The following is a 26,933-nucleotide window of genomic DNA, read 5'->3' on the forward strand; positions in this document are numbered from 1 at the left end:
TCTGTGTGCCGGGGGTGGGGTGGGGTGCGGGCAGCACGCTAGCGAGTGGGAAACGGACAAATACGTACGAGGGGGCTCGGGTTGAGGATTCTTAGGCTCCGCTTAAGGAAGCCATCGGAACGACGAAAGGTTCAGACGTCCGCGGCACGCCGGGAGCCCTGGCCGCTCCGCTTGCGGCGGCCCACCCGGTTGGCGCGGCGGCCGGCCTCACCGCCGGAGCGGCGCCCGTCCAGGCCGATCCAGATGCGGACCTCGGTGCCGCCGAGCACCGAGTGCCCGATGCGGACGTCGCCGCCCGTGGACTCGGCCATCTGGCGCACGATGTCGAGGCCGAGACCGGTGGAGCCGGCGCGGTGGCCGCTGTTGCCCCGGGTCAGGGCGGCGGCCGGGTCGGCGATGCCGGGACCGGCGTCGGAGACCAGGACGATGACGGCGTCGTCGCCGTTGTGGACGTCGACGGAGAAGGCCGTCCCCTCGGGGGTGTGGCGGAAGACGTTGCCGAGCAGCGCGTCGAGCGCGGCGACGAGTTCGGGCCGGGCGACCGGGATGCGTACGGGGCGGTCGACGCCCGCCACGCGTACCTTGCGGCCCTCGTCCTCGGCGAGCGCGGACCAGAAGTCCATCCTCTCCCGGACGACCTCGGAGGCGTCGCAGCCGGCGCCCGGGCCGGTGGCCTGGGTCTGCGGCTTGGCCTCCCGGGCCGTACGGATGATGGTGTCGACCTCGCGCTCCAGCTGCTCGACCGCGACCCGGGTCTGCTCGGCCGCCGGACCGGAGCCGAGCGAGGCCGTGTTGAGCCGCAGCACGGTCAGCGGGGTGCGGAGCCGGTGGGAGAGGTCGGCGGCCAGCTCGCGCTCGTTGGCGAGGAGCTGGACGACCTGGTCGGCCATCGAGTTGAAGGCGATCGCCGCCGACTTGAGCTCCGGCGGGCCCTCTTCGGGGACGCGCGCACCGAGCTTGCCCTCGCCCAGGTCGTGGGCGGCGCCGGCGAGTCGCTGGGCGGGCCGGACCATCCGGACGCCGAGCCGGTCGGCGACGGCGACGGAGCCGATGATCAGGGCGATGCCGACGCCGGCCAGGACCAGCCAGGCGGTGGCGACGCCGTTGGTGACCTCGCCCTCGGGGACGAAGAGTTCGACGACGGCGACCTGTCCGGAGCTGAGCGCCGTGGGCTGGAGGAGGACGGAGCCGCCCTCCACCTCGGCGATGGTGGCCCGCCCCAACTGCCGGGTGGTCCGCAGATCGTTCTCGTCGGCCCGGCGGGTCCCGATCTCCAGGGCCTTGCCGCCCGCTTCGTCGGCGGCGGGGACATGGACGGCCATCCGCCCGGCGGCCCCGTCCTCGGTGGTGGCGACCGCCCGGTCGAGTTCCTCGCGGTCGGTGGTGATCGCGAGCACGGGCGCGAGTCCGGCGGCGCGGCGCTCGGCGTTGGAGAAGGCCCGGTCACTCGCCATCTCCTTGACGACGAGGCCGAGCGGTACGGCGAAGGCGACGACGACCATGGCGGTGACGGCCAGCGACACCTTGACGAGTGCCCATCTCACGGCTGCGGCTCCCGCGGCGGCTCCAGCTTCACGCCCACCCCGCGCAGGGTGTGCAGATAGCGGGGACGGGCGGCCGTTTCACCCAACTTCCGCCGTAGCCATGACAAATGTACGTCGATGGTCTGATCGTCCCCGTAGGACTGCTGCCACACCTCGGCGAGCAGCTCCTTGCGCGGCACGACCACCCCCGGCCGCCCGGCGAGGAAGGCCAGCAGGTCGAACTCCCGGCGGGTCAGGTCGAGCCCGGTCCCGTCGAGCTCCGCCTGCCGCCGCAGGGGGTCGATCGACAGACCGCCGACCTGGATCACCCGCGACGGAGGCGCCTCGCCCGCCGCGGCCCGCGAGCGGCGCAGTACGGCGGCCATCCGCGCCGAAAGGTGCTCCACGGAGAAGGGCTTGGTGAGGTAGTCGTCGGCGCCGTCGTTGAGGAGCCGGACGATCTCCGTCTCGTCGTCCCGCGCGGTCGCGATGATCACCGGTACGTCGGTGATGCCGCGCAGCATCTTCAGCGCCTCGGACCCGTCCAGATCGGGCAGTCCGAGGTCCAGGATGACCACGTCGAAACGGAAATGGGCGACCTCGCGCAGCGCCTCCAGGGCCGTGCCGACGCTCCGTACGGTGTGGGAGGCCTCGGTCAGATGCCGGATGAGGGCCGAGCGCACGAACTGGTCGTCCTCGACCACGAGCACACTTGCCATGGCCCGCACCGTACGCCATACGGGGGACGACGAGGGAAGGTCCACCCTGCAGGACGCCCAGGGGTGGCGTGGTGCAGGATGGCCCGGATGCGTAGAGGACTTGTTCACGCCATGGCGTGGTCGCTCGCCACGGGCGCGGCGGTCACGCTCTCGTGGTGGGGTGTGCACACGGTGCTGGCCGGCACGGTCTACGACCCGCCGCGCGCCCTGCCCATCCCGGCCGGCACCACCGACGGGCCGGCCGGCGAGATCGGCGATCCGCTGTCGTCCTCCACGCAGCGGCCGAAGGCCCCCTCGTCCACGCCGACCACCGGGCCCGGCGCGAGCGGCGCCCCGACGGCCTCGCCCTCGACGAGCCCCTCGCGCAAGCCCTCGGCGACGTCCACGGGGCAGCCGCAGAGCGGGGGCGACGTCAAGAGCTATGCCGTGGACGGCGGCCGGGTCGTGTTCGACCTCGGCGAGACGTCGGCGGAGCTGGTCTCGGCGACGCCGTCCTCGGGCTGGCAGATGCAGGTCTGGAAGCAGCCGACCTGGATCCGGGTCACCTTCACCAAGGACGGCCGGGAGCTGTCGGTCTTCTGCGTCTGGCACGACACCGCGCCCCGGGTCGAGATCGACGAGCGATAGGGGTCCGCGCTCCCGCCGTCAGCGGAACACGGACGCCGGCGGTACGGGCGAGGGCTTGGCGCTGGCGTCGGTGACCGGGGCCGCTCCCCCGGTGAAGTCGGCGAGCTCCCGGCCGTGCTCCACCCGCCCGGCGTGCGGGTCGGTCGCCACCCGGCGGGTCAGCTCGGCCACGGGAAGCTCCCGGTCTGAGGCGAGCAGCACGGCGTTGCCGAAGCGGCGGCCGCGCAGCACGGTCGGGTCGGCCGTCAGCGCCAGCTCCGGGAAGACGGTGGCGGCGGTCGCGATCTGGCCGCGCAGATGGGTCAGCGGGGGTCCGTCGGCCAGGTTGGCGGCGTAGAACCCGCCGGGCTTCAGTACGCGGCGGACCTCGGCGAGGAACTCGGTGCTGGTGAGGTGCGCGGGCGTACGGGCCCCGCTGAACACATCGGCGATGATCAGGTCCGCCCAGCCGTCCTGGACCTTGGAGAGTCCGGCGCGGGCGTCGGTGGACCGGACGCGGATGCGGGCGGCCGTGTCGAGGGGCAGCTCGCGGCGGACGAGCTGGACCAGGGACCCGTCGAGTTCCACGATCTGCTGGGTGGAGCGGGGTCGGGTGGCGGCGATGTAGCGGGCCAGCGTGAAGGCTCCGCCGCCGAGATGGACGACCTGGAGGGGCCGGTTCGGCGGGGCGACGAGGTCGGCGATGTGGCCGAGGCGTCGCTGGTACTCGAAGGAGAGATGGCCCGGGTCGTCGAGGTCCACGTGCGACTGCGGGGCGCCGTCTATCAGCAGCGTCCAGCCGCGGGGCCGCTCCCGGTCGGGTATGAGCTCCGCGAGTCCGCCGTCGACGGTCTCGACGACGGCGACGGCTGCTGCCGCCCTCTCACGCGTTCTGTTCCTGGCCACGAGCCCCATTATCGGCGCTCGCGGTGGTGCCCCGCCCGCTCAGCGGCAGCCGTCGGCCGCCTCGATCAGACGGGCCGCCTGGCCCAGGGCCTCGCGCAGCACCGCCGGGTCGGTGACCTGCCCGTTGTCGCCGGGCGGCAGGAGCCAGCCGGCGGGGCGGGGCGCGTCACCCGCCGGCTCGGGGAGCTCCGGCAGTTCGGGGATGCGCAGGCCGCGCCCCAGGGTCTGCGTACAGGCGCTGCCCGGCATGTCCCAGCCTTCGGCCGTGCCGGGCGGGACCAGGAAGCCGAGGGTGTCGCAGGCCCCGTCATGCAGCACGGGACCGACCGCGGGGGCCCCGCCGCGGCGCAGGATGTCCACGGCCTCCAGGCCCTGGCGGACCGGCACGGTCACCAGGTCGCAGGGGGTCTCGTGCGGGGCGCTGGCGTCCGGGGTGGGTACGTGGCGTGCGGTCGACTGCGATCCGATCTCCAACAAGGGACCCCTCCTCGCTCTTGAGAAGACACGTTCCGTCTCTCCGCATGGTTCAACGCCCGTGCGCGTCAACGGCTACGGCGGCACGCCGCCGCAAAGGATGGCAGTTCATGGCAGATCGCGCGCGAGATATCCGATTTGTAGCCAAACTCTGCGTACGTGGCCGGTCACAGCAGGTACGTTCTTGCTCCGCCGGAACACCGGCAGCACCAGGAGAGGGCTCGGCCATGGCGATGTCACGGGCAGTTCCCAATCTCGCCTTCCGCCGGCTCCGCGGACAGCACTCGCCGGCGGAGTTCGCCGCGGCGGTCCGCCGGGCGGCGCGGGAGATCGGCGAGCAGGTCGCCTGCGACGCCCGCTACATCGGACGCGTGGAGGCGGGCGAGATCCGCTGTCCCAACTACGCGTACGAGCGGGTGTTCCTGCACATGTTCCCCGGTCTCGGCCTGGCGGACCTGGGCTTCTCGGCGCGGGAGGCGGTGCGCGGCCGACGGCCGGCCGCCTCGGCCGGGGCACCGCCCCCACCCGCGGTCACGACCCGGAACGATGAGGAGAGCGACGTGCTGCGTCGCGCATTCATGACGAGCGGTACCGCCACTGTGGCAGCCGCCTCGCTGGGACTCGGCGGCACCGCCGCAGCGATCCCGTCCCCTCGGGGAGCCCACAGGATCGGCGAGGACGAGGTCCGGGCCGTCGAGGAAGCCGTACGACAGATCCGGCTGCTCGACGACCGGCACGGCGCCGACGGCCTGTACAAGGTGGCCGCCCAGCCGCTGCGGGCGGCGTACGCGCTGCTCGACGCGGGCACCGCGGCCCGGCGCTCCACCGAGGACCGGCTGCACGCCGGCGCGGGCGAACTCGCCATCTCCGTCGGCTGGCTGGCCCATGACTCCGGCCGCTTCGACGACGCCCGCTCGCACTACGCGGAGGCCCTCGCCACCGCGCGCGTGTCCGGGGATGCGGCCCTGGAGGCGCACGCCTTCTGCAACACGTCGTTCCTGGCCAGGGACGCGGGGCGGTACCGGGAGGCGGTCCGGGCGGCCCAGGCGGGCCTGCGGGCGGCGCAGCCGCTCTCCTCCGCCCGGCTGCTCTCCCTCCTCTCGCTACGGGAGGCGGGGGCCTGGGCCGGGCTCGGCGACCGGGCCGCCTGCGAGCAGTCCCTGGGGCGCGCGCACACCCACTTCGCCCGGGGCCAGGCCGACGGCGATCCGGAGTGGATGTCCTTCTTCGGGGAGCCGGAGTTGGAGGCCCTGGAGGCGCACTGCTGGTCGGCGCTGGGCGACTGGAGCCGCGCGGCCCGCCACGCACACCGTGCGACGGTCCTCCAGAACCCGCATTTCGCCCGCAACCTCGCCCTCTACCGCGCCCAGCTGGCGAGCAACCTGGCCCATGCGGGGCGCCAGGACGAGGCGGCGGCCGAGGCCCGCCGGGTGGTGGACTCGCTGGACGGCGTCCAGTCCTCCCGTATCCGGACCATCCTGACGGAGACCGGCAGGGTCCTCGCGGCAGCCCGCTGACCCCGCCCGAGGCGGTGAGGGCGGGACCGGGGCGCCTACTCGAGGTGCCCGGTGTCGTTCCAGCGTGCGATGGCCGGCTCGCCGTACATCCAGCCCAGCACCGACAGGCTCGTCGGGTCGAGGCCGATGCGGGCGCCGAAGGAGACCTCCTCGCCCAGCCAACGCGCCGCGATCGTCCGCAGGATGTGGCCGTGCGCGAAGACCAGCACGTCCCGGTCCGCCGAGCGCGCCCACTCCACGACCTCGTCGGCCCGCGCCGCGACCTGCGCCAGGCTCTCTCCCTCCGGCACGGCGTCGCGCCACAGCAGCCAGCCGGGCTGAAGGGCCTGGATCTGGGGCGGGGTCAGCCCCTCGTACGCCCCGTAGTCCCACTCCATCAGCGCGTCCCACTCCTGCGCCCGCTCGCCGAAGCCGGCGAGCTCGCAGGTCTCACGCGCGCGTACCAGCGGGCTGGTGCGGATCTCCAGGTCCGGCAGCCCGTTCCAGGGCGCCCGGTGCAGCCGCTCGCCGAGCAGCTTGGCGCCGCGCCGGCCCTCGTCCAGCAGTGGGATGTCCGTCCTGCCGGTGTGGCGGCCGAGCAGCGACCATTCGGTCTGACCGTGCCGGGCGAGCAGGATGCGCGGTGGCATGAAGGCTCCCTGTTTCTTCAACGGGGCGACGTTTCGCAGTGCACATCCATCATCGCTCACGTGAATTCGCGGAGACGCCCGGGCAACCCGCGCGCCCCTGCCGACGTCCCTCTCCTCGGCCGAAACGAGAGGGATCCGGGGAATGCGCAGACCACGCTGGTGGGCGGAACTGATACTCATCGGCGTCGTGTACGCCGCGTACTCCTGCGGACGGCTGCTCGCCCGCGGCGATGTGCAGAGCGCCGTCGACCACGGCCTGGCCATCCTCGACCTGGAGAAGGCCCTCCACCTGAACGCCGAGCACCCGCTGAACCGGCTCTTCACCGAGACCCCGGCCCTGGGGATCCCCGCCGACTTCGCGTACGCCTCCCTGCACTACGTCGTCACCCCGGCCGTTCTGATCTGGCTCTTCCGCCGCCGTCCCGGCCGGTACCGGGCCGCCCGCACCTGGCTGATGGTCTCCACCCTCCTCGGTCTGATCGGCTTCACCCTGCTGCCCACCTGCCCGCCCCGGCTCCTGGACGCCCACCACGGCTTCGTCGACACGATGGCGCAGTTCAGCTCGTACGGCTGGTGGGGCGCCGAGGCCAGCGCACCGCGCGGGATGGGCGCGATGACCAACCAGTACGCGGCGATGCCGAGCCTGCACGTCGGCTGGGCGCTGTGGTGCGGAGTGATGCTGTGGCGGTACGGGCGTACGCCGCTGCTGAAGGCCCTCGGCGTCGCCTATCCGCTGCTCACCACCGTGGTCGTCATGGGCACGGCGAACCACTACTTCCTCGACGCGGTCGCCGGGGCGGCCGTGATGGGGCTCGGGCTCCTGCTCACCGCGCCCGCGCTGCGCCTCGCGGACCGGGTCCGCGGCACCCTCGGGAGCACCGTCGGGCGGGAGGACCGGCCGATTGTCAGTGGCGGATGGGAGACTTCCGCGGGTGAGCGAATCCCTGGGCAGCGGAGCTCCTCGACCTCCGCAGACGACACTCCGGCTCCAGCTCGCTGAGCTGCGCGGACCGGCCGTGGCGCCGCATCCGCTGGACGCGCGGGCGCTGGCGGCGCTGGCCGCCAATCCCGGCTGCCGGCGACGCGCGCTGCTCGACGGCGCCGGGGTGGACAAGGCCGCGCTCGCCTCGAAGCTGGGCTCGCCGGCGGCGTTCGGACAGTCCCAGTTCGCCTTCATGCGGGGCAACGCCTTCGAGGCGAAGGTCAAGGCCGACGGCGGCCGCGAGCTGCTGCGCCTGCTCGGCATCGAGGAGCCCGGGGCGGTACGGCTCCCGGATCTGGCCGCGGTCGGGCCCGAGGGCCGTGCGGCCCGCACGGCCCTCGCACTGCGCGAGGCGACGGCCGCCGGGGAGTGGGCGCTGCTCGACCATCCGATGCTGGCCCTGGACGTGGCGGGCTCCCCCGCCTATCTCGAGCCCGACGTGGTGGTCGTGCACCCCGACGGCCGGTGGACGGTCGTGGAGATCAAGTCGTTCCCGATGATCGACGGTTCGGCGGACGCCTCCAAGGTCGGCGCGGCGGCCCGACAGGCGGCGGTGTACGTCCTGGCCCTGGAGCGGCTCGCGGCGCTGACGGAGGGTGCGGCGGTGGCGCACTCGGTGCTCCTCGTCTGCCCGAAGGACTTCTCCAACCTGCCGACGGCCTCGGTCGTCGACGTGCGCAAGCAGCTGTCCGTGACCCGCCGGCAGCTGGCCCGGCTGACCCGGATCGAGGACATCGCGGACGCGCTGCCCGACGGCGTCACCTTCGACGTGGAGACCTGCTCCCCGGAAGAGCTGGCGTCGGCGGTGGAGTCGGTTCCGTACGCGTACGCGCCGGAGTGCCTCGCCGCCTGCGAGCTGGCCTTCCACTGCCGGGAGCGCGCGAGACTCGCCGGTGCGGTGGAGGCGCTCGGCCGTTCGGTACGGGGCGAGCTCGGCGGGCTGACCACGATCGGCGCCGTCCTGGCGGCGGCGCGCGGCGAGGAGGGCGACGCGGAGGACCCGACGGTCGACGCGCTGCGCAGGGCGCGGGCGCTCCGGGTCGAGGCGCTGGCGGTCCCGCACGCCCGGACCGCGCAGGAGGCCGCCGCATGTCCCCGCTGAGCACACGCACGACCGGCACGACCGGAAAGGCCCCCTCATGTCGCTGATCTCCACCCTCGCCCGGCTGGAGGCCGTCGAGTCCGGGCGGGCACAGCCGCTGGCCACGGTGCGGCACCGGCATCTGTCGGACCGGCCGCTCGTCCTCGTACCGCTGACCACGGCCGGCGAGGCGGGCGCGCCGCTCGGCGCGCTGGTCGGTACCGATGCCGAGGAGCCGCGGCTCCTGGTCGTCGCGCAGCCGCGCGACCGGGACCTGCGGTTCGCGTTCCTCGCCGACCTGGCCGAGGTGGTCCTGCCGTACATCGACTCGTTCGCCGACGTGGTCGAGGCTGCGGAGAGGAACGAGACCGACCCGGAGACCGGCAAGAAGGTCAAGGTCGAGGTCGAACTATGCGCGGACGCACCGCAGTTGATCGTGCCGAGCCGGGCGGGCATCGAGTACGTACGGCTCCTCGGGCGCTCGATGCGGTTCCGGCGGACGGCGGAGCAGGACCCGGAGGCGCCGTTCCCTGCGCCGCCGCGCGTGCCGCTGCTCGGCCGGTGGCTGACGCACTTCGGCGAGCGGGCCCGCGTGCCGGGTTCCTCGTTGCTGCTGTCGGCGACCGACCTGCTGAACCGGCACTGGGCGACGGGCCAGTCCTCCCTGGAGGACCAGCACCTGGGCGCGTTGCTGGCCTGGGTCGATCCCCCGGAGGGGGATTCCGGTGCGGAGGCGGCGCTGCGGGCCGAGCTCGGCCGGGACCGCGACGGGCAGCTGCTGTGCCCGCCCGCCGGTCCCGCGACGGACCCGGCCTTCGACAACCGGCTGCTCGCGCCCGCGATCGAGCGCTTCGACCGGGCCCGGCAGGCCCTGGCCGCGGCCGAGGACGGCGAGAGCGCCGACGAGCGGCTCGGCGAACTGCACCGCGCCGAGGGGGAGATCCGCCGGCTGATCGCCTCCCAGCTCAAGCCGACCTGGGACGCGGTGTGGCACTCCCTCGACCTGCTGCGGGAGCTGCCCGAGGGGGCCAGGGTGGCGGACCGCTGGACCCGCGACCGCTGGTCGTTCACCGGCCACCGCGACCGGGTCGTGGCCGGCGAACCGCCGCAGCCGCGCCGCGACGACGCCGTGACGGCCGCCCAGAAGCTGGCTGCGCGGGAGTCCGCGCAGGGCCAGCTCGACGCTCAGGAGGCCCTCGACGATCCGCTGGTGCTCGCGGGGCGGCGGCTCGCCGGAGAGGCGTTCGAGACGGAGGTGGTGGACGTGACGATGGCCTGGTCGGAGTCGAAGCGGCCCTCGCCGCGCCCGCTGCTCACGGTCCGCACCGACGACCGGCCGCATCTGTCCGAGCGGGTGAAGGTGTACCGCTCGCTCGAAGGCAAGCCGCAGACGGCCGAGTTCGTGCGGTACGAGGACGACGGCTCGCTCGTGCTGCGGGTCACCGACCGGATGGGCCGCTCCAAGGAGCCCGCCGAGGGCTCGGTGCCGGAGAAGGGCGAGTGGATCGCCTGGACGCTGTTCGAGCACGACCAGCGCGTGGGTGCCAAGCTGCCGGACCCGGAGGAGACACCCTGGACGCACGGCGGCCCCCCGCGCTCCGACGTCGCCGAACTGCCCGATGCCGTCACCACGGAGGACCTGCTGTGACCGCCGACGACTTCGACCCCTCGGCGGCGGCCGCACGGGCGACGGACGACATCCTGCGGGACACCCTGCGCGGGAGCTCCCGGGGCGTCGTCGTCGACTCCCCGCCGGGCGCGGGCAAGTCGACGCTCGTCGTCCGGGCCGCGCTCGAACTGGCCTCGGCGGGTCGGCCCCTGATGGTCGTCGCGCAGACGAACGCGCAGGTCGACGACCTGGTGCTGCGACTCGCCGAGAAGGAGCCGGACCTTCCGGTGGGCCGGCTGCACTCCAACGACAGCGATCCGTACGACAAGGCGCTCGACGATCTGGAGAACGTACGGAAGTCCTCGAAGGCGGGGGACCTGGCGGGGCTTCCGGTGACAATCTCGACGGCCGCGAAGTGGGCGCACGTGAAGAACGTGGAGCCGTGGGCGCACGCGATCGTGGACGAGGCGTACCAGATGCGCTCGGACTCGCTGCTCGCGGTGGCCGGGCTCTTCGAGCGGGCGCTTTTCGTGGGCGACCCAGGGCAGTTGGACCCGTTCTCGGTGGTCGGTGCCGAGCAGTGGGCGGGACTCTCGTACGACCCGTCGGCGAGCGCGGTCTCGACGCTGCTCGCCCACAATCCGGATCTGCCGCAGCACCGGCTGCCCGTCTCCTGGCGGCTGCCGGCCTCGGCCGCGCCGCTGGTGTCCGACGCGTTCTATCCGTACACCCGCTTCCGCAGCGGCACCGACCACGGTGACCGGCGGCTGGCCTTCGGGGTGCCGTCGGACGGTTCGGGCCCGGATCGTGTCCTGGACGAGGCCGCGGAGTCGGGCTGGGGCCTGCTGGAACTCCCCGCCCGGCACACCCCGCGTACGGATCCCGAGGCGGTCCGGGCGGTGGCTCTGGTGGTGCGCCGGCTCCTGGACCGGGGCGGTGCGGCCGTATCGGAGCGTTCACCCGACCCGGTCCCGCTGACCCCCGACCGGATCGCGGTCGGCACGGCCCACCGCGACCAGGCGGCGGCGGTCCGCGCGGCGCTCGCGGAACTGGGCGTCTCGGGCGTGACGGTGGACACCGCGAACCGGCTGCAGGGCCGGGAGTACGACGTGACGGTGGTCCTCCACCCCCTTTCGGGCCGCCCGGACGCCACGGCCTTCCACCTGGAGACGGGCCGCCTCTGCGTCCTGACCTCCCGCCACCGCCACGCCTGCATCGTGGTCTGCCGCGCGGGTGTGTCGGACCTCCTGGACGACCACCCGTCGACGGAACCGGTCCAGCTGGGGGTGACGGTCAAGTTCCCGGACGGCTGGGAGGCGATGATGAGCACGTGGGACTTCTGGTCCGCCCATCGCGTCCCGTGGCGGCCGTAGCGCCTTCTGCGGTGCCCGCACCTGCGGGCACCGGGGAAGCGGCCGGGGCAGATCCGCGACGAGCCCTGCGAACCGTCCCCGAGCGGTCGCGTCAGCCCGTCGTCGGGGTGAGGCCGTCCCGTCGGGACGCCGCCGCGTGGGCGAGGAGTTCGTCGACCGGCCATTGGTCGTCGAGGTGTTCGCCGTACTTCGCGGCGACGATGCGGCCGTTCGTGCCGATCAGGAAGTCGCCCGGCAGACCGAGCCGGCCGCCCTGCGGGCTGCGTACCGGCGGGCGGGCGCGGCCGCGCAGCATCTCCCAGGTGCCGACGGTCACGGCCCGGGCCATCGGCCCCCACGCCCGGGGGCTGAGCAGCGCCCGGGGCGAGGACTCGACGCCGAACGCGGTGTAGAGCCCCTTGCCCGGGTCGGCGACGACCGGGAACGGCAGGCCTTCCAGGTGCGGGGTCAACTCCTCGGCCGGTGAGTGGAAGACGACGACCTCACGGATGCCGGCCGCCTCGATCTCCTCGTGCCGTCGCACCACGGACCGCAGGTGCAGATGGCAGACGGGGCAGCCGGCGAAGCGCCGGAACTGCAGATGGACGAGTCGTCCGGGGTCCGGGACCGCGACCGGGGGGCCGAGGAGCGGTTCAAGGGTGCGGACGGGGACCGTCGAGCCGGGTCGCAGCCGCATTGCGGGCAGGGCCATGGAACACCTCCACGTAGGCGTACGGTGTACTCCTATTCAGCGTAGGCGTATGCCGTACGCTGTCAACCCATGCCGCGCCCCCGCTCCCTCACCCAGGACCAACTGGCAGCCGCCGCCCTCGCCGTCATCGACCGCGACGGACTCGACGGCCTGTCGATGCGCGCCGTCGCCAAGGAACTCGGCATGAGCACGATGGGGCTCTACCGGTACGTGGCCGACCGCGACGAGCTGGAGGGGCTGGTCGTCGAACGCGTCCTGAGCACCGTCGACCCCACCCCGCCCACCGCCGACACGCCCTGGCGGGACCGGATCGAGGCCATGGTCCGCCGGCTCCGCGACAGCGTGGGCGAACACCCCGCCGCCGTCCCGCTCACCGTCACCCACCGGCACCGGCTGCCCGGACTGCTGCGCTGGTCGGAGTCGGTGCTCGGGATCCTGGCCGAGGCGGGCATCGAGGGCGAGCAGCGGGTCGTCGCCCTGCGCGGCCTGATCGGCTACGTCGTCGGGGCGATCCAGCTCGAACACCTCGGGTCCCTCGCCGGCGCGGGCACGGCCACCATCGCCGAGCTGCCGGAGGACCACTTCCCGTACATGACGGAGGCCGCCCGGCACGCCCCCGGCATCGACGCCGAGCGGGAGTTCTTCGGCGGGCTCGCGGTCTATCTGCGCGGCCTCGGCGACTGAGGATCGCGGTCCGGCACCCCACCCCCTTGCGCGAGGCGGGACAATGGAAGACGGCGGCCCGGGTGTCCGGGCCGTGTGCGTGCGAGGAGGAGAAGAACGATGGCGGAATCCGCGGAGCGGAACGGGCAGCGGCGACTCCGACCCGCGCCGCTGATCTTCGAGCCTGCCGAAGCGACCGCCGACCCGGAGCACTTCTTCGACCTGGAGTCGATCGAGGATCCCCGCGAGCTGCTGGCCCGCGCGACCGAGCTGACGCTCGCCTTCCGGGCGGCGACCGACCGGGCGATCGAGTTCCAGGCGATCGCGGCGGCCCAGCTCGCCGATCCCCGCCGGTTCGACCGGCTGACGCCCGCGGACGTCGCCGAGCGGGCGGAGTGGACCGAGGACTACGCGCGCCGGATGATCGAGTTCGGCCGCGACCTGATCCGTACGGGCGGCACGTCCCAGGACGACTGAGTCCCGGCGGATCGCCGAGCGCCGGCCCGGAGCAGGGCCGCGCTCACCCCTTCGGCCCTCTCCGCCACCACCATCTGGCATATGCCGGGGCGAAAGATACTCCCCTCGTACCCGCCCTGTCCGGGTTTCCGGCAACCCTCGGAAACAGACCGGTCACTCCCGGTAGATCTTGCTCCATGAGCGCATGGCTGCGAGACGAGACTCCCCTGAGCCCGGCCCAGAGCGACACCGACGAGCGACGCACGGACCGGCCCGACATCTTCCGGTTCCTGCGGCAGGGGGACGAAGGGCGGCATCACACCGCGCACGTCACCTGCGCCGGTGCCGACTGGCTCGCCTCCGCCGCCGCGTTCCCGCGCTCCACGCTCGCGCTCTGGGAGGCCCGGCCGACCGCCCCCGCCGTACTCCCCTGCGGCACGGTCTTCGACGTCGTGAACGTGGACATGCTGTTCGGACGCCGGATGCTCGACCGGCTCTGGTCGGAGGGGCCGGGCACCGGACCCGTCGCCGTGTACCGGGGCCGGATGCTGCTGTTCGCCGCGCCCGGGACCGCCCAGCGGTTACCGGCCCTGCTCCACTGGGAGGAGTGGGGTGACGCCGTCCCGCCGCCGCTCTGCCACGGCACCGGCGACGCCGTGACCATCCCTCCGCTGACACCGCTGGAGCCCGCAGGCCCCCGCTGGGTCGTCGCGCCCGACACCCGGCACCCCTGGCTGCCGGGGCCCGAGGTCATGCTCTGGGCCTGTGTCCGGGCGGTCCGGGCCGCGTCCGCCGCCGACGTGCGGATATCGATTTTTCCTCCCGCCGATCAGGATGCTAAGGTCTACGACGTCAGCAGGCGCCGCTAGCTCAGTTGGTTAGAGCAGCTGACTCTTAATCAGCGGGTCCGGGGTTCGAGTCCCTGGCGGCGCACAGACGGAAGAAGCCCCTCGCGGAAGCGAGGGGCTTCTTCGTGTTCCAGGTCCGGCGCCTCAGGTGTTCTCCGGCAGCGTCACCTTCACCGTCCACGCACCCGCCGGCGTCCGGTCCACCACCTCCACCCGGGCCTCCTCCCCCGGCACCGTGAACGATTCCCCGACCGCCAGCGGCGCGTCCGCCAGCGGCGGATACACCGAGCGGTCCCAGCAGGCCTCGGTCTTCGGATGGGTGTCCACGACCTCGACCGGGCCGTCCCCGGAAGCCGCCTCGTTCCGTACGCGGTAGATCAGCACACCCTCCGTGCAGGTGTCCTGGTCGTTGCCGGTCGAGCCGCGCGCCTCGATCGCGAGCGCCGTGCCCGACCCCGTCCGTACGACCGCGAGCCGCTTGCCGACCGTGCCGCCGCCCACCGGAGCCGCCGCCAGCGACTCCAGGGTGAGCAGCCGGGTGCCCGGCTGCTGCACGCAGATCACATTGCTCCGGTCCAGCCAGCCCAGCTTCCACTTGTGCCAGCCGAAGAGGTCCGGGGCGAGGCCGAACTGGCTGCCCATGACGTCCCAGTCACCCACATGGGTGTCCCAGTCGCCCTTGCCGTCCATGGGCCGGTGATAGAGGTCGGGCAGGTCGAAGACATGGCCCGTCTCGTGGGCCAGCACATTGCGGTCCGGCGGGTGCCGCTCGAAGACGGTGACGACCCGCTTGATCTCCGTGCCGTCCACGGTGAGCGGGGACTCCAGGTTGACGACCTTCGTGGCGTCGGAGTCCACGCCGGGCGCGTCCGGGTCGGCGACCAGATAGACGATGTCGTACCGCGAGAAGTCGACCTGGTCGTCAGCCGCCGCGACGGCGTCCCGCAGATAGGCCGTGCGCTTCCCCGCCTCCCAGTCGCGCTGTATGGCGTACGCCGTGGACGCCTGCGGCATCGGGGTCCAGTCGCGCCGGGTGTCGGGGTGAAGGGCGAAGCGGCCGTACGAGGCGCGCCGGAAGAAGTCGCCCGTGCTGGGGAAGTGGTCGGCTGCCAGCTCGTCGGTGCTGGTCAGCGGGGTGGAGTCGGGGAAGGACAGGAAGATCATGACCGCGTCCAGGGAGCGGACGGGCTGTGGGTAGGAGCCGTTCCAGGTGTCGAGGCCCAGGGAATGGTGGGCGGCGGTACGGGGCAGGGCGCAGGGACCGGCCGCGGGCGCGCCCACGGCGGGGCCCGCCACCAGCCCGGTTGCGGCGAGCGCCACGAGAGAGGTGAAGGCCGCCGCGGAGGCGCGCAGCCGCGGCCGTTCCACTCCCTCGGGTGTCTGCTGACCCCTCACGTGGACCTCCGGCTCCTGAATGGGGGATACCCCACCCACCTTGTGACGGTTTGAGCCGTTTCGCACTTTTCCGCTGCCCCAGTCGGGTGAGCGCACGACACGGCGTCGACGCGACACGCGCCCTCAACGGCTCACGGAACGTCACAATCGGTCAGGCCCCCGCCGTCCCGCGTCAGACCCGCGCAGAAACGATCGGCCAGGGGTGCACGGCGACGAGACTCACCCCCCGGTCGGGCGGGACGGGGTCCACGGAGCTGGAATAGCCCCCGGGGCTGCCCCTATGATCGGCACACTTTCCTTGGCCGACCCCATCCCGACCACGCCTGTACGGCCCAACTGCACTACGGGAGCGAGCGGTGAGCGGAACCCCCGAAGGACCGGTGCACACCCAGCTCTCGCCCGCACGGGAGCCCGCGCCCTCGATCACGGAGCGTCATCACGCGCTCCCGGTCGACGCCGAACTCCACGACTACCGCGCCGCCTTCCGGGCGGCCCAGCTCGCCATGGCCGTGGTCGACCAGAACGGCCTCGTCGTCGCCGCCAACGACGCGCTCGGCACCCTCCTCGGCACCGAGGCCGACACGCTCACCGAGCAGGCCGCCGCCGACCTCGTCGACCTCGCCGCGGACGGCCGCACCTGGCACGCGTACCGTGAGGTGCTGCGCGGCCGCCGCTCCCGCTTCCGCTGCACGCGCCGGCTGAAGCACCCCGACGGACGCTCGCTCTGGGCCGAGGTCACCGTCTCCCCCGTGGCCGACACCCGCCGCGTCCTGCTCTCCATCGCGGACATCAGCGACCGGCGCGAACTTCAGGCGCGGCTGCGTCACCTCCAGATGCACGACCCGGTGACCCGGCTCCCCAACCGCACCCTGTTCTTCGAGCGGCTCTCGGCGGCCCTGGAGGCGGCCTCCCAGGAGGACGAGCTCCCGGACATCCGATCGTCACACCTGTCGGACGAGTCGTACTCGTCGTACGGGCATGGCGGAACAGGGCGGATCGGTCTCATCTACCTCGATCTCGACGGCTTCAAAGCGGTCAACGACACCATGGGGCACCGGATCGGGGACCGGCTGCTCGCCGCCGTTGCCGCCCGCCTGACGGAGTGCGCGGACAACGACGGATACACCAGGAGCGGTGGCCACCTGGTGGCGCGGCTCGGTGGCGACGAGTTCGCGATCCTCGTCGAGGACTCCACGGGGACCGAACAGCTCGCGGATCTGGCGCAGTCCGTGCTCTGCGCACTTCAGCAGCCCTTCGACCTGGCCGGACAGCGGCTCTCGGTCTCGGCCTCGATCGGGGTGGTGGAGCGGGGCGCCCGCGGGACGACCGCGACGGGGCTGATGCAGGCCGCGGACACCACGCTGTACTGGGCGAAGGCCGACGGCAAGGCCCGCTGGACCCTCTTCGACCCCGAGCGCAACGCGCACCGGATGACTCGGCAGGCGCTCTCCTCCACTCTCCGGCCGGCCGTGGAGCGCGGGGAGTTCGGGCTGGAGTACCAGCCACTGGTCGGTCTCGCCGACGGCGCGGTGCACGGGGTGGAGGCGCTGGTGCGCTGGAATCACCCGCAGTTCGGCACGCTTCCGCCGAATCGGTTCGTCGGGATCGCCGAGGAGGACGGCTCGATCGTCGAGCTGGGGCGGTGGGTGCTGCGCACGGCATGCACGCAGGCCCGGCAGTGGCAGAAGGACCATCCGCGCGAACGGCCGTTGTTCGTGAGCGTCAACGTCGCCGTCCGCCAGGTCTGGGACTCGGACCTGGTGGCGGACGTGGCGGGCATCCTGGCGGAGACCGGGCTCGCGCCGCATCTGCTCCAGTTGGAGCTGACCGAATCCGCGGTGATGGGCTCGGCGGGGCGGCCGCTCCAGGCGCTGCAGGCGCTGAGCGACATGGGGGTGCGGATCGCGATCGACGACTTCGGCACCGGCTACTCGAACCTGGCGTATCTGAGCCGGCTGCCCGTCTCGGTGCTCAAGCTGGACGGCTCGTTCGTCCGCGGCTTCCAGGACGAGGCGCACGCCAACCCGGCGGACGAGCTGATCGTGGAGGCCCTGGTGCAACTCGCCCACCGGCTGGGTCTGACGGTCACCGCCGAGTGCGTGGAGACCTCGGGGCAGGCGACCCGGCTGCGGCGCATCGGCTGCGACACGGGGCAGGGCTGGCTCTATTCGCGCGCGGTGGCCCCGGACCGTATCGCGGAGCTGATCGGATCCACCACGCTGTCGGCCTGAGCGGCCCGCCGCCGGCGTGAACCGCCGGCTGCCGGTGTGCTCCGCCGGGGCCGCCCGGGCGCGGGCATGGAACTGCCCCCGGCCGGAGGGACATTCCGGGCGGGGGCAGTGGTCATGTGGTGCTCAGCGGGGAGCTAGCAGGCGCCCTGGTCCTTCCAGACGCCCCACTCGCCGGTCGTGCCCGGCGTCTCGTTCTGGGTCCACCACTGGGCCAGCCACTTGCGGCCGTTGTGGGAGACCACGCTGCCGCCGGTGTAGACGGTGCCGGCCACGTACGCCGGGACGGAGCCGCAGCCGGTCGGAGGCGTCGTCGGCGGGGTCGTGGGCGGGGTGGTCGGAGGCGTCGTGGGCGGGGTCGTGGGCGGAGTGGTCGGCGGGGCGGTCGTGCCGCCGAGCGCGTCGCTGATCTGGTTCAGCAGGGTGATGTTGTTGTCCAGACCGAGGAGCGAGTACATCATCGCCCCGGCCAGGCCGCGCTGCTTGCCGTAGTCCACCCGGGCCTGGACGGACCGCTGGTTGAGGCCGGTGAAGAACTCGCCGTCCTTGTAGAAGTACGAGGACTTAGCCTGGTCGTCCCAGAAGCTGGTCGCCGTGTTGTCGACGATGCCGCCGAGCTCCTTGTAGTGCGCGATGCCGGCCTGCTGGCTGAGCGGGCGGGCGTTCGAGCCGCCGGTCGCGCTCTGGGCGAGGCCGTTGGCCGAGCCCGCCGGGACGCCCTTCCAGCCGCGGTAGTAGAACTCGTAGCCGAGCGTCAGCTTGTTGGCCGGGAAGCCGCCGGCGATGCCGTAGGCCGGCTTGCCGTCGATCCAGGAGTCGATCGCGTTGTCGATCGAGTACTTCTCGGTGCCCGGCGCGATGGGGTCGGTCGGGTCGTTCGAGCCGGAGTACAGCGGGGACTGGTGGTACGTCGGCCCGTCGCCGTCCCAGGCGCCGTGCATGTCGTACGTCATGATGTTCGCGTAGTCGAGGTACGCGCCGATCTTGTCCGTCTCGATGTACTTGATCTTGTCCTGGCCGGCCGGGAGTGCCGCGGTCAGCATGTACTTCTTGCCGCCGTTGGCCGTGCCGTACGCGTCGAGCTGCTTACGGAACTCGGCGAGGAGAAGGGTGAAGTTCTGCTTGTCCTCGGGGCCGTAGTGGTTGCCGAGGTGGCCGCCGGAGGAGCCGGGGTACTCCCAGTCGATGTCGATGCCGTCGAAGATGCCGGCCGCGGTGCCGGGGCCGCCGAATCCGCCCTCGACCGGGAGGTTGCCCTTGAGGTACTGGTCGATGCAGGAGGAGACCAGCTTCTTGCGGCTGGCGTCGGTCTTGGCCGCGTCGTGGAAGAACTTGGAGTAGGTCCAGCCGCCGAGCGAGATGTTGATCTTCAGGTGGGGGTACTTCGCCTTCAGCTCCTTGAACTGGTTGAAGACGCCCACGATCGGCTGGTTCCAGGTGTCGGCCACGCCGTCGACGCTGTCGGCCGCGCTGAAGGACTTCTGGTAGTCGGCGTAGGAGTCGCCCGCACCGTCGCCCGCGTTGGGGTTGTTGTCGTCACCCGCGGCCTTGTTGGCCTCGAAACAAGTGAGTTCGGTGGGGTGGATGTTGCCGAACGAGTAGTTGATGATGTCCAGCTTGCTCGCGATGCCCCGGGTGTCGAGGTGCTTGGGGTAGAAGGCGTTCCCGTACACGCTCCACTGGTCGTAGTACGCGATGCGGACGTTGCCGTCGGCGGCCGCGGTGGTGGCGGTGCCGGCTGCCGAGGCGGAGCCGATTCCGACGGTCGCGGCGAGCGCGCCTGCGGCGAGGGCCGTGCTCACGAGCGCGGCGATCAAGGGCTTACGGGGGTGCACGTTCGGCCTCCGAGGGGGTGACGCGATACGGGAGTTGGTGAAGTGATAGCCCCTGGGTGAACAGCACGTCAATGGTCTGAACCAGATTGAGGACTAGACCAATTGGCGGGAGAAAGGCCTCGTCAGAGCGGTGCAGCACAGAAAAGAACCGCCCGCCACCACAGGTGACGAGCGGTTTAAGGTTCACTTAGGGGTATCGGAGCCAGCCCTTCCGGACCGAACCAACCTCCACGAATCTCAGCCGAGTTCCGGCATCCCGTACGCGTCCGCGATCAACTCGTAGCTCCGCAGCCGGACATCGCCGCCATGGGCGTTGGCCGTGATCATCAGCTCATCGGCGCCGGTCCGCTTGCGCAGATCGTCCAGACCCGTGCGCACCTCGTCCGGTGCACCGAAGACGATGTTCGCCAGCCAGCTGTCCACGAAATCCCGCTCCGTCGGACTGAAGGCGTACGCCTCCGCCTCCTCCGGGGTCGGGATCAGCCCCGGCCGGCCGGTGCGCAGACGCAGCATCGACAGCGCGCCGGTGAGGACCTGTCGACGGGCCTCCTTCGGGTCCTCGTGGGCGAGGGCGGCGACGCCGATGAGGGCGTAGGGGGCGTCGAGGACCGGCGAGGGACGGAAGGAGTCCCGGTAGAGGTCGAGCGCGGGAATCGTGTTCTGGGCCGAGAAGTGGTGGGCGAAGGCGAACGGCAGGCCGAGCATCCCGGCGAGGCGCGCACTGAAGCCGGAGGAGCCGAGCAGCCAGATCGGCGGCCTGCCCGAACTCCCCTGCACCGGACCGGGCACGGCGTGGATCCGTGCGTACGGGTGGCCGTCCGGGAAGTCGTCGTCCAGGAAGCGGGTCAGCTCCGCGAGCTGCTGCGGGAAGTCGTCCGCGCCCTCGTTCAGGGTCTGGGTCCGGCGCAGGGCGGCGGCCGTGGCGCCGTCCGTGCCGGGCGCGCGGCCGAGCCCGAGATCGACCCGTCCCGGGGCGAACGCCTCCAGCGTGCCGAACTGCTCGGCGATCACCAGCGGGGCGTGGTTGGGGAGCATGACACCGCCCGAGCCGAGCCGGATGCGGTGGGTGTGGGCGGCGAGATGGGCCAGGATCACGGCCGGCGAGGAGGAGGCGACGCCGGGCATGGAGTGGTGCTCGGCGATCCAGTGGCGGTGGTAGCCGCGCCGCTCGGCGAGCTTGCTGATCTCGACGCTGGTGGCCAGCGCCTGGCTCGCGGTCCGGCCGCTGCCGACGGTCACCAGGTCCAGTACGGACAGCGGTACGGGAGAGTCCCCGTGCGCCGTGCCCCGAATCGCGTCGCTCACCGTTGACGACCCTTCTGCCAGTAGTACGTACGGACAGAGAACAGGAGGCTGTCTCCGGTTATTCCGCGGGCCGGCAGGAATGACCTGTTCAGCTTCGGGTAGCCGCGCGCCCATGCCTCGAACAACGCAACAGATACGGCGGCGGACGATGCTGTGGGGAACGGCAGCCGCGGCGGCGGTCGGCGCGGCCGGCTGCGCCCGCGTCGCCTCCGGAGACACCCTCAGCCGGCTCAGATCCCAGGACACGGTCCGCCTCGGCATCGCGGGCGAGGTCCCGTACGGCTACGTCGACGAGCAGGGCGCCTTCACCGGCGAGGCGCCCGAGCTCGCCCGGGTGATCTTCGGCAGGCTCGGCATCACCCGTGTCCAGCCGGTGGCCACCGACTTCGCCTCGCTCATACCCGGGCTCAACTCCCAGCAGTTCGACGTCGTCTCGGCGGGGATGTACATCAACAAGGAGCGCTGCGCGCAGGTGCTCTTCGCCGACCCCGAGTACCAGATGCTCGATTCCTTCATCGTCCGCAAGGGCAACCCGAAGAACCTGCGCTCGTACGAGGACGTGGTGCGCGCCAGGGCGAGCTTCGCGACCGGCAGCGGCTACGCCCAGATCGCGCACGCCGTCGCCGCCGGGTACGCGGAGCAGGACATCGTGATCCTCCAGGACCAGGTCGCCGGCCTGAACGCGGTCGAGTCCGGCCGCGTCGACGCCTTCGCCGCCACCGCGCTGACCACCCGCGCGGTCGTCCGCAAGTCCTCGAAGGCCGAGGCCACCGAGCCCTTCGCCACCGTCGTCGACGGCAGGAAGAAGATCGACGGCGGCGGCTTCGCCTTCCGCCCCACCGACACCGCTCTGCGGGACGCCTTCAACACCGAGCTGCACCGGATGAAGAAGAGCGGCGAGCTCTTCAGGATCCTGCGGCGCTTCGGCTTCACCGAGGCCGAGATGACCACCATGACCGCCGAGGAGCTGTGCCGATGACCGCCGGACTCTGGCAGAACTGGGTCCTGCCCGGCATCTGGATCACCCTCCAGCTCCTGATCGCCTCCGCCGCGCTCGCCGCCGCGGTCGCGTTCACCGTCGGCAGCGCCCGTACCCACCGCTCCCGCGTCGTCCGCTTCCTGGCCGGGTTCTACACCGAGGTCTTCCGCGGCTCCTCCGCGCTGATCCTGATGTTCTGGTTCTTCTTCGTGCTGCCGCCGCTGGCCGGCTGGCAGCTCGTCCCGATGTGGGCGGCGATCCTCGCGCTCGGCCTCTGCTACGGCGCCTACGGCGCCGAGGTCGTGCGCGGTGCCCTGAACGCCGTACCGAAGGCACAGCGCGAGGCGGGGGTCGCGCTCAGCCTCACGCCCTGGCAGCGGCTGCGGTTCGTGCTGCTCCCGCAGGCCGTGCCCGAGATGATGCCGTCCTTCTGCAACCTGCTGGTCGAGCTGCTCAAGGGCACCGCCCTGGTCTCGCTGCTCGGCGTCGGTGACGTCTCCTTCGCGGCGTACCTCGCGCGGCTCGCGACCCAGGAGAGCGGCGGGATCTACACCGTGACCCTGGTCGTCTACTTCGTGATCGCGCTGGTGATCACCCGCTCGATGAAGGCGCTGGAGCGACGCGGCAAGGCGAACCTGGGGGTGATGGCCAAGTGAACTGGGACTGGTCCGCGGTGGCGGACTTCATGCCGCGCTTCTGGGACGGGCTGCTCGTCACCCTCCAGGTGCTGGTGCTCGGCTCGCTGATCTCGTTCTCGCTCGGCCTGGTGTGGGCGCTGGGCTTCCGGGCCCGCAGCCGGCTCGTGCGCTGGCCGGTGCACGCCGTCACCGAGTTCGTCCGCACCACCCCGCTGCTCGTGCAGCTCTTCTTCCTCTTCTTCGTGCTGCCGGAATGGGGCGTGCAGTTCTCCGCCCTGACCACCGGCACGCTCGCGATCGGGCTGCACTACTCGACGTACACCGCACAGGTCTACCGGGCCGGCATCGACGCCGTACCGGCCGGGCAGTGGGAGGCGGCGAAGGCGCTCAGCCTGCCGCGCCACCGGACCTGGCTGACGGTGATCCTGCCGCAGGCCCTGCGCCGGATCGCGCCCGCGCTCGGCAACTACGTCATCGCGATGCTGAAGGACACCCCGCTGCTGGCCGGTATCAGTGTGCTGGAGCTCCTCCAGCAGTCCCGGCTGGAATCGGCGGCCACCTTCCAGTACACCGAGCCGCTCACGGTGATCGGTGTGGCCTTCGTCCTGGTCGCGTACCCCGCTTCCCTTCTCATCCGCACTCTGGAGCGCCGCCTTGTCCACTGATTCCGAGAATGCCCTCATTCGTTTCGAGAACGTCACCAAGCGCTTCGGCGATCAGACGGTCCTCGACGATCTCAATTTCTCCGTCCGCCCCGGCAAGCACGTCACGCTGATCGGACCCTCCGGTTCCGGAAAGACGACGATCCTGCGCCTCCTGATGACCCTGGAGAAACCCGACAAGGGCACCATTCGGGTCAACGGAGGAACGCTGCATCCGGCCGACGAGAAGCACCGGCGCGAGGCGCGGAAGAAGATCGGAATGGTCTTCCAGCACTTCAACCTCTTCCCTCACATGGACGTTCTGCGCAACATCACCGAGGCACCCGTCCGGGCCCTCGGGAAGAGCCGGGAGGAGGCGGAGGCGCGTGGGCGCGAACTGCTCGACATGGTCGGCCTGACCGACAAGTGCGAGGCCAAGCCCGCGCAGCTGTCCGGCGGCCAGCAGCAGCGGGTCGCCATCGCACGGGCGTTGGCGATGGAGCCGAAGGTGCTGCTGCTCGACGAGGTGACCTCGGCGCTCGATCCGGAGCTGGTGGCGGGGGTGCTGGATCTGCTCCGGGAGATCGCCGAGTCGACCGACATCACCATGATCTGTGTGACGCACGAGATGAACTTCGCCCGGGACATCTCGGACGAGGTCCTGATGTTCGACGCGGGAAGGGTGATCGAGTCCGGTTCTCCGGAAAAAATCTTCTCGGAACCTGAGCATCCGCGTACTCGCGAGTTTCTCGGCGCGGTGCTCTGACCTCAGCCTCTGCGATTCAGCTTTGACTCTGGCATATGCCAGGGTGGTGCGCCCCAGCGTATGACGCTGGGGCGCCGCACTTATCTCGCCAACAGCCGCCCCGAAAAGGGGCCTTGGCGGCTATCGTGGTACGGAAGCTTGCGGTCACAACCTGGTAGGGGGAAACCGTGGCGCTGAAGCCCGAGCCCACCGCGCCGTTCCACTCGGTGCAATACGCCCTGCGCGTCCTTGAGACGGTCTCACGGCACGGTGGCGGGGTGACGGACGTCCAGATCGCTCGTGAGACCGGTCTGCCCGTCGCCCATCTGTCCTCCCTGCTGCTGATGCTCCGCCGTGAGGGGTACGTCGAGCAGGTCGCCGACGGCGCCTATGTGATCGGCGATTCGCTGGTCCTCCTCGGCTCCGGCCTCACCCGCCGTGAGGCACTGGAGGGCAAGCTCCAGGAGACGCTGACCGAGCTCCGCGACTCCGTCGGCGCCGCCGTCTACATCAGCAGGTACATCGACGGCGAGGTGAAGATCACCCAGTTCGCCGCCGGCCCGCGCACACCCGCGGTCAACGAGTGGGTGGACTTCCGCTCGGCCGCCCACGCGAGCGCCGTCGGCAAGTGCCTGCTGACCCAGCTGGACCAGAACGGCCGCCGCGACCACCTCTCCCGCCACAAGATCGCCCGGCTCACCTCCCGGACGATCACCAACGAGAAGGTGCTCTTCTCCAAGCTGGACAGCCAGCCGCCGACGGTCCCGGTGCTCGACCTCCAGGAGTACGCCGTCGGCACGGTCTGCGCGGCGGTTCCGCTGACGGCCGGTGCGGCCGTGGGCTGCCTGGCGCTCTCCCTTCCGATCGAGCACGCCCACCGCCTGCGCTCGGCGGCGGACACGCTGAACCGCAGGGCCGCGCCCGTGGTGCTCTCGCTGGCGATCTGAGACATGTGACCCGGTCCTCGGAGGGGTGGTCGGAACCACCCCCGAGGACCAGGTAGTATTTTCTCTGTCAGCAGGCGCCGCTAGCTCAGTTGGTTAGAGCAGCTGACTCTTAATCAGCGGGTCCGGGGTTCGAGTCCCTGGCGGCGCACAGACGGAAGAAGCCCCTCGCGCAGGCGGGGGGCTTCTTCGTGCATGCCGCGGCTACGCCCGCAGGTAGGTGAGGACCGCGAGCACCCGGCGGTGGGTGTCCTCGGCGGGCGGCAGGTCCAGCTTCCCCAGGATGTTGCCGATGTGCTTGCCGACGGCCGCCTCGGTGACGACGAGCCGGCGGGCGATCTCCCCGTTCGAATGCCCCTCGGCGACCAGCGCCAGGACCTCGCGCTCGCGCGGCGTCAGCGCCGCCAGCGGGTCGCGGTGGCGGCGCAGCAGCTGCCGTACGACCTCGGGGTCCACGACCGTGCCACCGTCCGCGACCCGGGAGAGGGCGTCCAGGAACTCCTCGACCTGCCCGACCCTGTCCTTCAGGAGGTAGCCGACGCCGGTGCCGTCGCCCGCGTCCAGGAGGTCGGCGGCGTAGGTCCGCTGCACGTACTGGCTCAGGACGAGGACGGGCAGACGGGGGCGGTCGGCCCGCAGGGCGACCGCGGCGCGCAGCCCCTCGTCCTGGAAACCGGGCGGCATCCGGACGTCGGTGACGACGATGTCCGGGTCGTGCTCGGTCACGGCCGCGTGCAGTCCCTCGGCGTCGCCGACCGCGGCAACGACCTCGTGGCCGAAGCGGGCGAGCAGCCCGATCAGCCCTTCGCGGAGGAGGACGCTGTCCTCGGCGAGGACGACTCGGAGCGATCGGGCAGTGCGGGACAAGGGATCTCCACTCGCAGGAGGGTCGGGCCGCCGGCCGGGCTGATGATCGTCAGTGTGCCATCGAGGACGGCGAGCCGGTCGGCGAGACCGGTGAGGCCGCTCCCCCGATCCGGGTCCGCCCCTCCCCGTCCGTCGTCCTCGATGTCGATACGGAGTTGCCGGGACGCGTGGCGTGCGGTGATCCGGGCCGAGGTGGCGCCGCTGTGCTTGCCGATGTTGGCGAGGGCCTCGCAGACGGCGAAGTAGCCGGCGCTCTCCACGGCGGTGGACAGCCGGGGCAGGTCGATGTCGGTGTCGACGGGGACGACGGAGCGGTCGGCCGCGTCGGTGAGGGCCGCGCCGAGGCCGTAGTCGGCGAGCACCTGCGGGTGGATGCCGTGGATGAGTTCGCGCAGTTCGGTGAGGACCCGGCCGGCCTCCGCGTGGGCCTGGGCGAGCTGGTCGGCGAGCGGTCCCGGCGGGGCGTCGAGGCGGGCGAGACCGAGGGTCATGGTGAGGGCGACCAGGCGTTGCTGCGCGCCGTCGTGGAGATCGCGCTCGATCCGGCGCCGCTCGGCCTCGAAGGCGTCGACGAGCCGGGCCCGGGAGGCGGTGACCTCGCCGATCCGGTCCCTCAGCTCGGCCTCCCGGGGGGCGAGCAGGGCGCGGCTCAGGGCGGCGCGGGCGCCGGCGAGGGCAGCGAGCGGATAGAGGAGGGCGACGAGGAGCACCGCTCCGAGGAGGGCGGCGGCGAACGCCTGCGGATAGGAGGTGACCAGGTACGCCTTGACGACCTTGGCCTCCTGGCCGTCGGCGGCGAGCTGGAGGGGGGCGCTGATCAGCGCGGCGGGCAGGCCGAGGGCGACGGCCAGGACGATCAGGTCGAGCGGCCACAGGACGGTGGCGTGCAGGACGGCGTACGCGAGCTCCCGCCAGGTGGCCTGTTCCCGGACCCGTACGCGAAGCCAGGCGGCGAGGCCGGGGGTGTCGGGGAGCCGGTGCGGATCGGCGGCCGGGTCGAGGTCGACGAGCCGGAGCCGGCGGCGCTCGATGCCGCCGAGGGCGACCCCGGCGAGGAGGAGGAGCGGGAGCCCGACGAGCACGAAGGAGAAGACGACGAGGAGGAGCAGGACCAGGAGGGCGGCCGCGCCGGTGATCACTCCGGTGGCGAGATAGCCGGCTGACCGCCAGGGCCAGTCGCCGCGCGGGAATCGGGGCCGGGTGAGGGCCTGCCAGGGGGTTCGGGGCTCCATGGCCCCCACGGTAGGGGCCGACCGGCGGGCGGAACCATCGGTCTGGT

The 26,933-nt window shown here is 72.0% G+C and carries 26 protein-coding genes and 2 tRNA genes; 17 read left to right on the forward strand and 11 right to left on the reverse strand.

Features of this window, described 5'->3' with window-relative positions:
• Positions 1-131: 131 nt before the first annotated feature.
• Together ACFC0D_RS04040 and ACFC0D_RS04045 are read right to left on the reverse strand one after the other, a co-directional pair.
• Positions 132-1,544, reverse strand: coding sequence for a sensor histidine kinase (locus ACFC0D_RS04040; protein WP_376430893.1), 1,413 nt, complete (start codon positions 1,542-1,544; stop codon positions 132-134).
• Entirely contained in the window at positions 1,541-2,242 is a 702-nt protein-coding gene (locus ACFC0D_RS04045; protein WP_329120252.1) for a response regulator transcription factor, read from the reverse strand. Before ACFC0D_RS04045 ends, ACFC0D_RS04040 begins: the two co-directional genes overlap by 4 nt.
• 78 nt (positions 2,243-2,320) lie before the next feature.
• Here ACFC0D_RS04045 and ACFC0D_RS04050 point away from each other — a divergent pair, with 78 nt between their 5' ends.
• Complete coding sequence (locus ACFC0D_RS04050; protein WP_376430894.1) at positions 2,321-2,869, forward strand: hypothetical protein; 549 nt, start codon at positions 2,321-2,323, stop codon at positions 2,867-2,869.
• An 18-nt stretch (positions 2,870-2,887) separates the two neighbouring features.
• Here the strand turns inward: ACFC0D_RS04050 and ACFC0D_RS04055 are convergent, their stop codons facing one another.
• Positions 2,888-3,754, reverse strand: coding sequence for a spermidine synthase (locus ACFC0D_RS04055; RefSeq protein ID WP_376430895.1), 867 nt, complete (start codon positions 3,752-3,754; stop codon positions 2,888-2,890).
• Between the two features lie 39 nt (positions 3,755-3,793).
• Complete coding sequence (locus ACFC0D_RS04060) at positions 3,794-4,231, reverse strand: hypothetical protein (protein ID WP_376430896.1); 438 nt, start codon at positions 4,229-4,231, stop codon at positions 3,794-3,796.
• Between the two features lie 224 nt (positions 4,232-4,455).
• On the opposite strand from ACFC0D_RS04060, the gene ACFC0D_RS04065 reads away from it, so the two are divergent.
• Positions 4,456-5,745, forward strand: coding sequence for a tetratricopeptide repeat protein (locus ACFC0D_RS04065; RefSeq protein WP_376430897.1), 1,290 nt, complete (start codon positions 4,456-4,458; stop codon positions 5,743-5,745).
• Positions 5,746-5,780: 35 nt separating this feature from the next.
• Here ACFC0D_RS04065 and ACFC0D_RS04070 read toward each other — a convergent pair whose 3' ends face one another.
• Complete coding sequence (locus tag ACFC0D_RS04070; protein ID WP_376430898.1) at positions 5,781-6,374, reverse strand: histidine phosphatase family protein; 594 nt, start codon at positions 6,372-6,374, stop codon at positions 5,781-5,783.
• A 142-nt stretch (positions 6,375-6,516) separates the two neighbouring features.
• Between ACFC0D_RS04070 and ACFC0D_RS04075 the strand changes: the two genes are divergently transcribed.
• The 4 genes from ACFC0D_RS04075 to ACFC0D_RS04090 are packed head-to-tail and all read left to right on the forward strand — an operon-like array spanning position 6,517 to position 11,419.
• Entirely contained in the window at positions 6,517-7,374 is an 858-nt protein-coding gene (locus ACFC0D_RS04075; protein ID WP_376430899.1) for a phosphatase PAP2 family protein, read from the forward strand.
• Positions 7,307-8,458, forward strand: a complete 1,152-nt coding sequence (locus tag ACFC0D_RS04080; RefSeq protein ID WP_376430900.1) for a hypothetical protein — start codon at positions 7,307-7,309, stop codon at positions 8,456-8,458. Before ACFC0D_RS04075 ends, ACFC0D_RS04080 begins: the two co-directional genes overlap by 68 nt.
• Before the next feature lie 37 nt (positions 8,459-8,495).
• The gene (locus ACFC0D_RS04085; protein WP_376430901.1) at positions 8,496-10,085 is read left to right on the forward strand and encodes a hypothetical protein; all 1,590 of its coding nucleotides are present in this window, start codon (positions 8,496-8,498) and stop codon (positions 10,083-10,085) included.
• Positions 10,082-11,419, forward strand: coding sequence for an AAA domain-containing protein (locus tag ACFC0D_RS04090; RefSeq protein WP_376430902.1), 1,338 nt, complete (start codon positions 10,082-10,084; stop codon positions 11,417-11,419). The genes ACFC0D_RS04085 and ACFC0D_RS04090 overlap by 4 nt, the downstream gene beginning before the upstream one ends.
• Before the next feature lie 91 nt (positions 11,420-11,510).
• On the opposite strand, the gene ACFC0D_RS04095 is transcribed toward ACFC0D_RS04090, so the two are convergent.
• A complete protein-coding gene (locus tag ACFC0D_RS04095; protein ID WP_376430903.1) occupies positions 11,511-12,110 on the reverse strand; it encodes a peroxiredoxin-like family protein in 600 nt (199 codons plus the stop codon).
• A 69-nt stretch (positions 12,111-12,179) separates the two neighbouring features.
• Between ACFC0D_RS04095 and ACFC0D_RS04100 the strand changes: the two genes are divergently transcribed.
• The 4 genes from ACFC0D_RS04100 to ACFC0D_RS04115 all read left to right on the forward strand — a co-directional run bounded on the left by ACFC0D_RS04100 (position 12,180) and on the right by ACFC0D_RS04115 (position 14,162).
• On the forward strand, positions 12,180-12,794 hold the full coding sequence (locus tag ACFC0D_RS04100; RefSeq protein ID WP_376430904.1) for a TetR/AcrR family transcriptional regulator: 615 nt from the start codon (positions 12,180-12,182) through the stop codon (positions 12,792-12,794).
• Between the two features lie 99 nt (positions 12,795-12,893).
• Positions 12,894-13,250 (forward strand): hypothetical protein, encoded by a 357-nt coding sequence (locus tag ACFC0D_RS04105; protein WP_376430905.1) that lies wholly within the window; start codon positions 12,894-12,896, stop codon positions 13,248-13,250.
• Positions 13,251-13,426: 176 nt separating this feature from the next.
• Complete coding sequence (locus ACFC0D_RS04110) at positions 13,427-14,098, forward strand: bifunctional DNA primase/polymerase (protein ID WP_376430906.1); 672 nt, start codon at positions 13,427-13,429, stop codon at positions 14,096-14,098.
• Positions 14,089-14,162, forward strand: a tRNA-Lys gene (locus ACFC0D_RS04115). Before ACFC0D_RS04110 ends, ACFC0D_RS04115 begins: the two co-directional genes overlap by 10 nt.
• Before the next feature lie 59 nt (positions 14,163-14,221).
• Here the strand turns inward: ACFC0D_RS04115 and ACFC0D_RS04120 are convergent.
• Positions 14,222-15,472 (reverse strand): M6 family metalloprotease domain-containing protein, encoded by a 1,251-nt coding sequence (locus tag ACFC0D_RS04120; RefSeq protein WP_376430907.1) that lies wholly within the window; start codon positions 15,470-15,472, stop codon positions 14,222-14,224.
• A gap of 356 nt (positions 15,473-15,828) precedes the next feature.
• Between ACFC0D_RS04120 and ACFC0D_RS04125 the strand changes: the two genes are divergently transcribed.
• Positions 15,829-17,703 carry a putative bifunctional diguanylate cyclase/phosphodiesterase gene (locus ACFC0D_RS04125; RefSeq protein ID WP_376430908.1) on the forward strand — a complete coding sequence of 625 codons (1,875 nt, stop codon included), beginning with the start codon at positions 15,829-15,831 and terminating at the stop codon, positions 17,701-17,703.
• A 134-nt stretch (positions 17,704-17,837) separates the two neighbouring features.
• Here the strand turns inward: ACFC0D_RS04125 and ACFC0D_RS04130 are convergent, their stop codons facing one another.
• Together ACFC0D_RS04130 and ACFC0D_RS04135 are read right to left on the reverse strand one after the other, a co-directional pair.
• Complete coding sequence (locus tag ACFC0D_RS04130; protein WP_376430909.1) at positions 17,838-19,535, reverse strand: glycosyl hydrolase family 18 protein; 1,698 nt, start codon at positions 19,533-19,535, stop codon at positions 17,838-17,840.
• A gap of 237 nt (positions 19,536-19,772) precedes the next feature.
• A complete protein-coding gene (locus ACFC0D_RS04135) occupies positions 19,773-20,840 on the reverse strand; it encodes an LLM class flavin-dependent oxidoreductase (protein WP_376430910.1) in 1,068 nt (355 codons plus the stop codon).
• A gap of 112 nt (positions 20,841-20,952) precedes the next feature.
• Here ACFC0D_RS04135 and ehuB point away from each other — a divergent pair, with 112 nt between their 5' ends.
• The 6 genes from ehuB (at position 20,953) to ACFC0D_RS04165 (ending at position 24,938) form a co-directional block, all read left to right on the forward strand.
• Positions 20,953-21,819, forward strand: a complete 867-nt coding sequence (gene ehuB / locus ACFC0D_RS04140; protein ID WP_376430911.1) for an ectoine/hydroxyectoine ABC transporter substrate-binding protein EhuB — start codon at positions 20,953-20,955, stop codon at positions 21,817-21,819.
• Complete coding sequence (ehuC, locus tag ACFC0D_RS04145) at positions 21,816-22,475, forward strand: ectoine/hydroxyectoine ABC transporter permease subunit EhuC (protein WP_376430912.1); 660 nt, start codon at positions 21,816-21,818, stop codon at positions 22,473-22,475. Before ehuB ends, ehuC begins: the two co-directional genes overlap by 4 nt.
• Positions 22,472-23,122, forward strand: coding sequence for an ectoine/hydroxyectoine ABC transporter permease subunit EhuD (gene ehuD / locus ACFC0D_RS04150; protein ID WP_376430913.1), 651 nt, complete (start codon positions 22,472-22,474; stop codon positions 23,120-23,122). Before ehuC ends, ehuD begins: the two co-directional genes overlap by 4 nt.
• Positions 23,112-23,864 (forward strand): ectoine/hydroxyectoine ABC transporter ATP-binding protein EhuA, encoded by a 753-nt coding sequence (ehuA, locus tag ACFC0D_RS04155; RefSeq protein WP_376430914.1) that lies wholly within the window; start codon positions 23,112-23,114, stop codon positions 23,862-23,864. Before ehuD ends, ehuA begins: the two co-directional genes overlap by 11 nt.
• 167 nt (positions 23,865-24,031) lie before the next feature.
• On the forward strand, positions 24,032-24,790 hold the full coding sequence (locus tag ACFC0D_RS04160; protein WP_260229692.1) for an IclR family transcriptional regulator: 759 nt from the start codon (positions 24,032-24,034) through the stop codon (positions 24,788-24,790).
• Positions 24,791-24,864: 74 nt separating this feature from the next.
• Positions 24,865-24,938 (forward strand) — tRNA-Lys (locus ACFC0D_RS04165).
• 53 nt (positions 24,939-24,991) lie between these two features.
• On the opposite strand, the gene ACFC0D_RS04170 is transcribed toward ACFC0D_RS04165, so the two are convergent.
• Together ACFC0D_RS04170 and ACFC0D_RS04175 are read right to left on the reverse strand one after the other, a co-directional pair.
• On the reverse strand, positions 24,992-25,654 hold the full coding sequence (locus tag ACFC0D_RS04170) for a response regulator (protein ID WP_376430915.1): 663 nt from the start codon (positions 25,652-25,654) through the stop codon (positions 24,992-24,994).
• Entirely contained in the window at positions 25,585-26,886 is a 1,302-nt protein-coding gene (locus ACFC0D_RS04175; protein ID WP_376430916.1) for a sensor histidine kinase, read from the reverse strand. Before ACFC0D_RS04175 ends, ACFC0D_RS04170 begins: the two co-directional genes overlap by 70 nt.
• Between the last annotated feature and the right edge of the window lie 47 nt (positions 26,887-26,933).

The organism is Streptomyces sp. NPDC056222 (genome assembly GCF_042264065.1).
Taxonomy (GTDB): domain Bacteria; phylum Actinomycetota; class Actinomycetes; order Streptomycetales; family Streptomycetaceae; genus Streptomyces.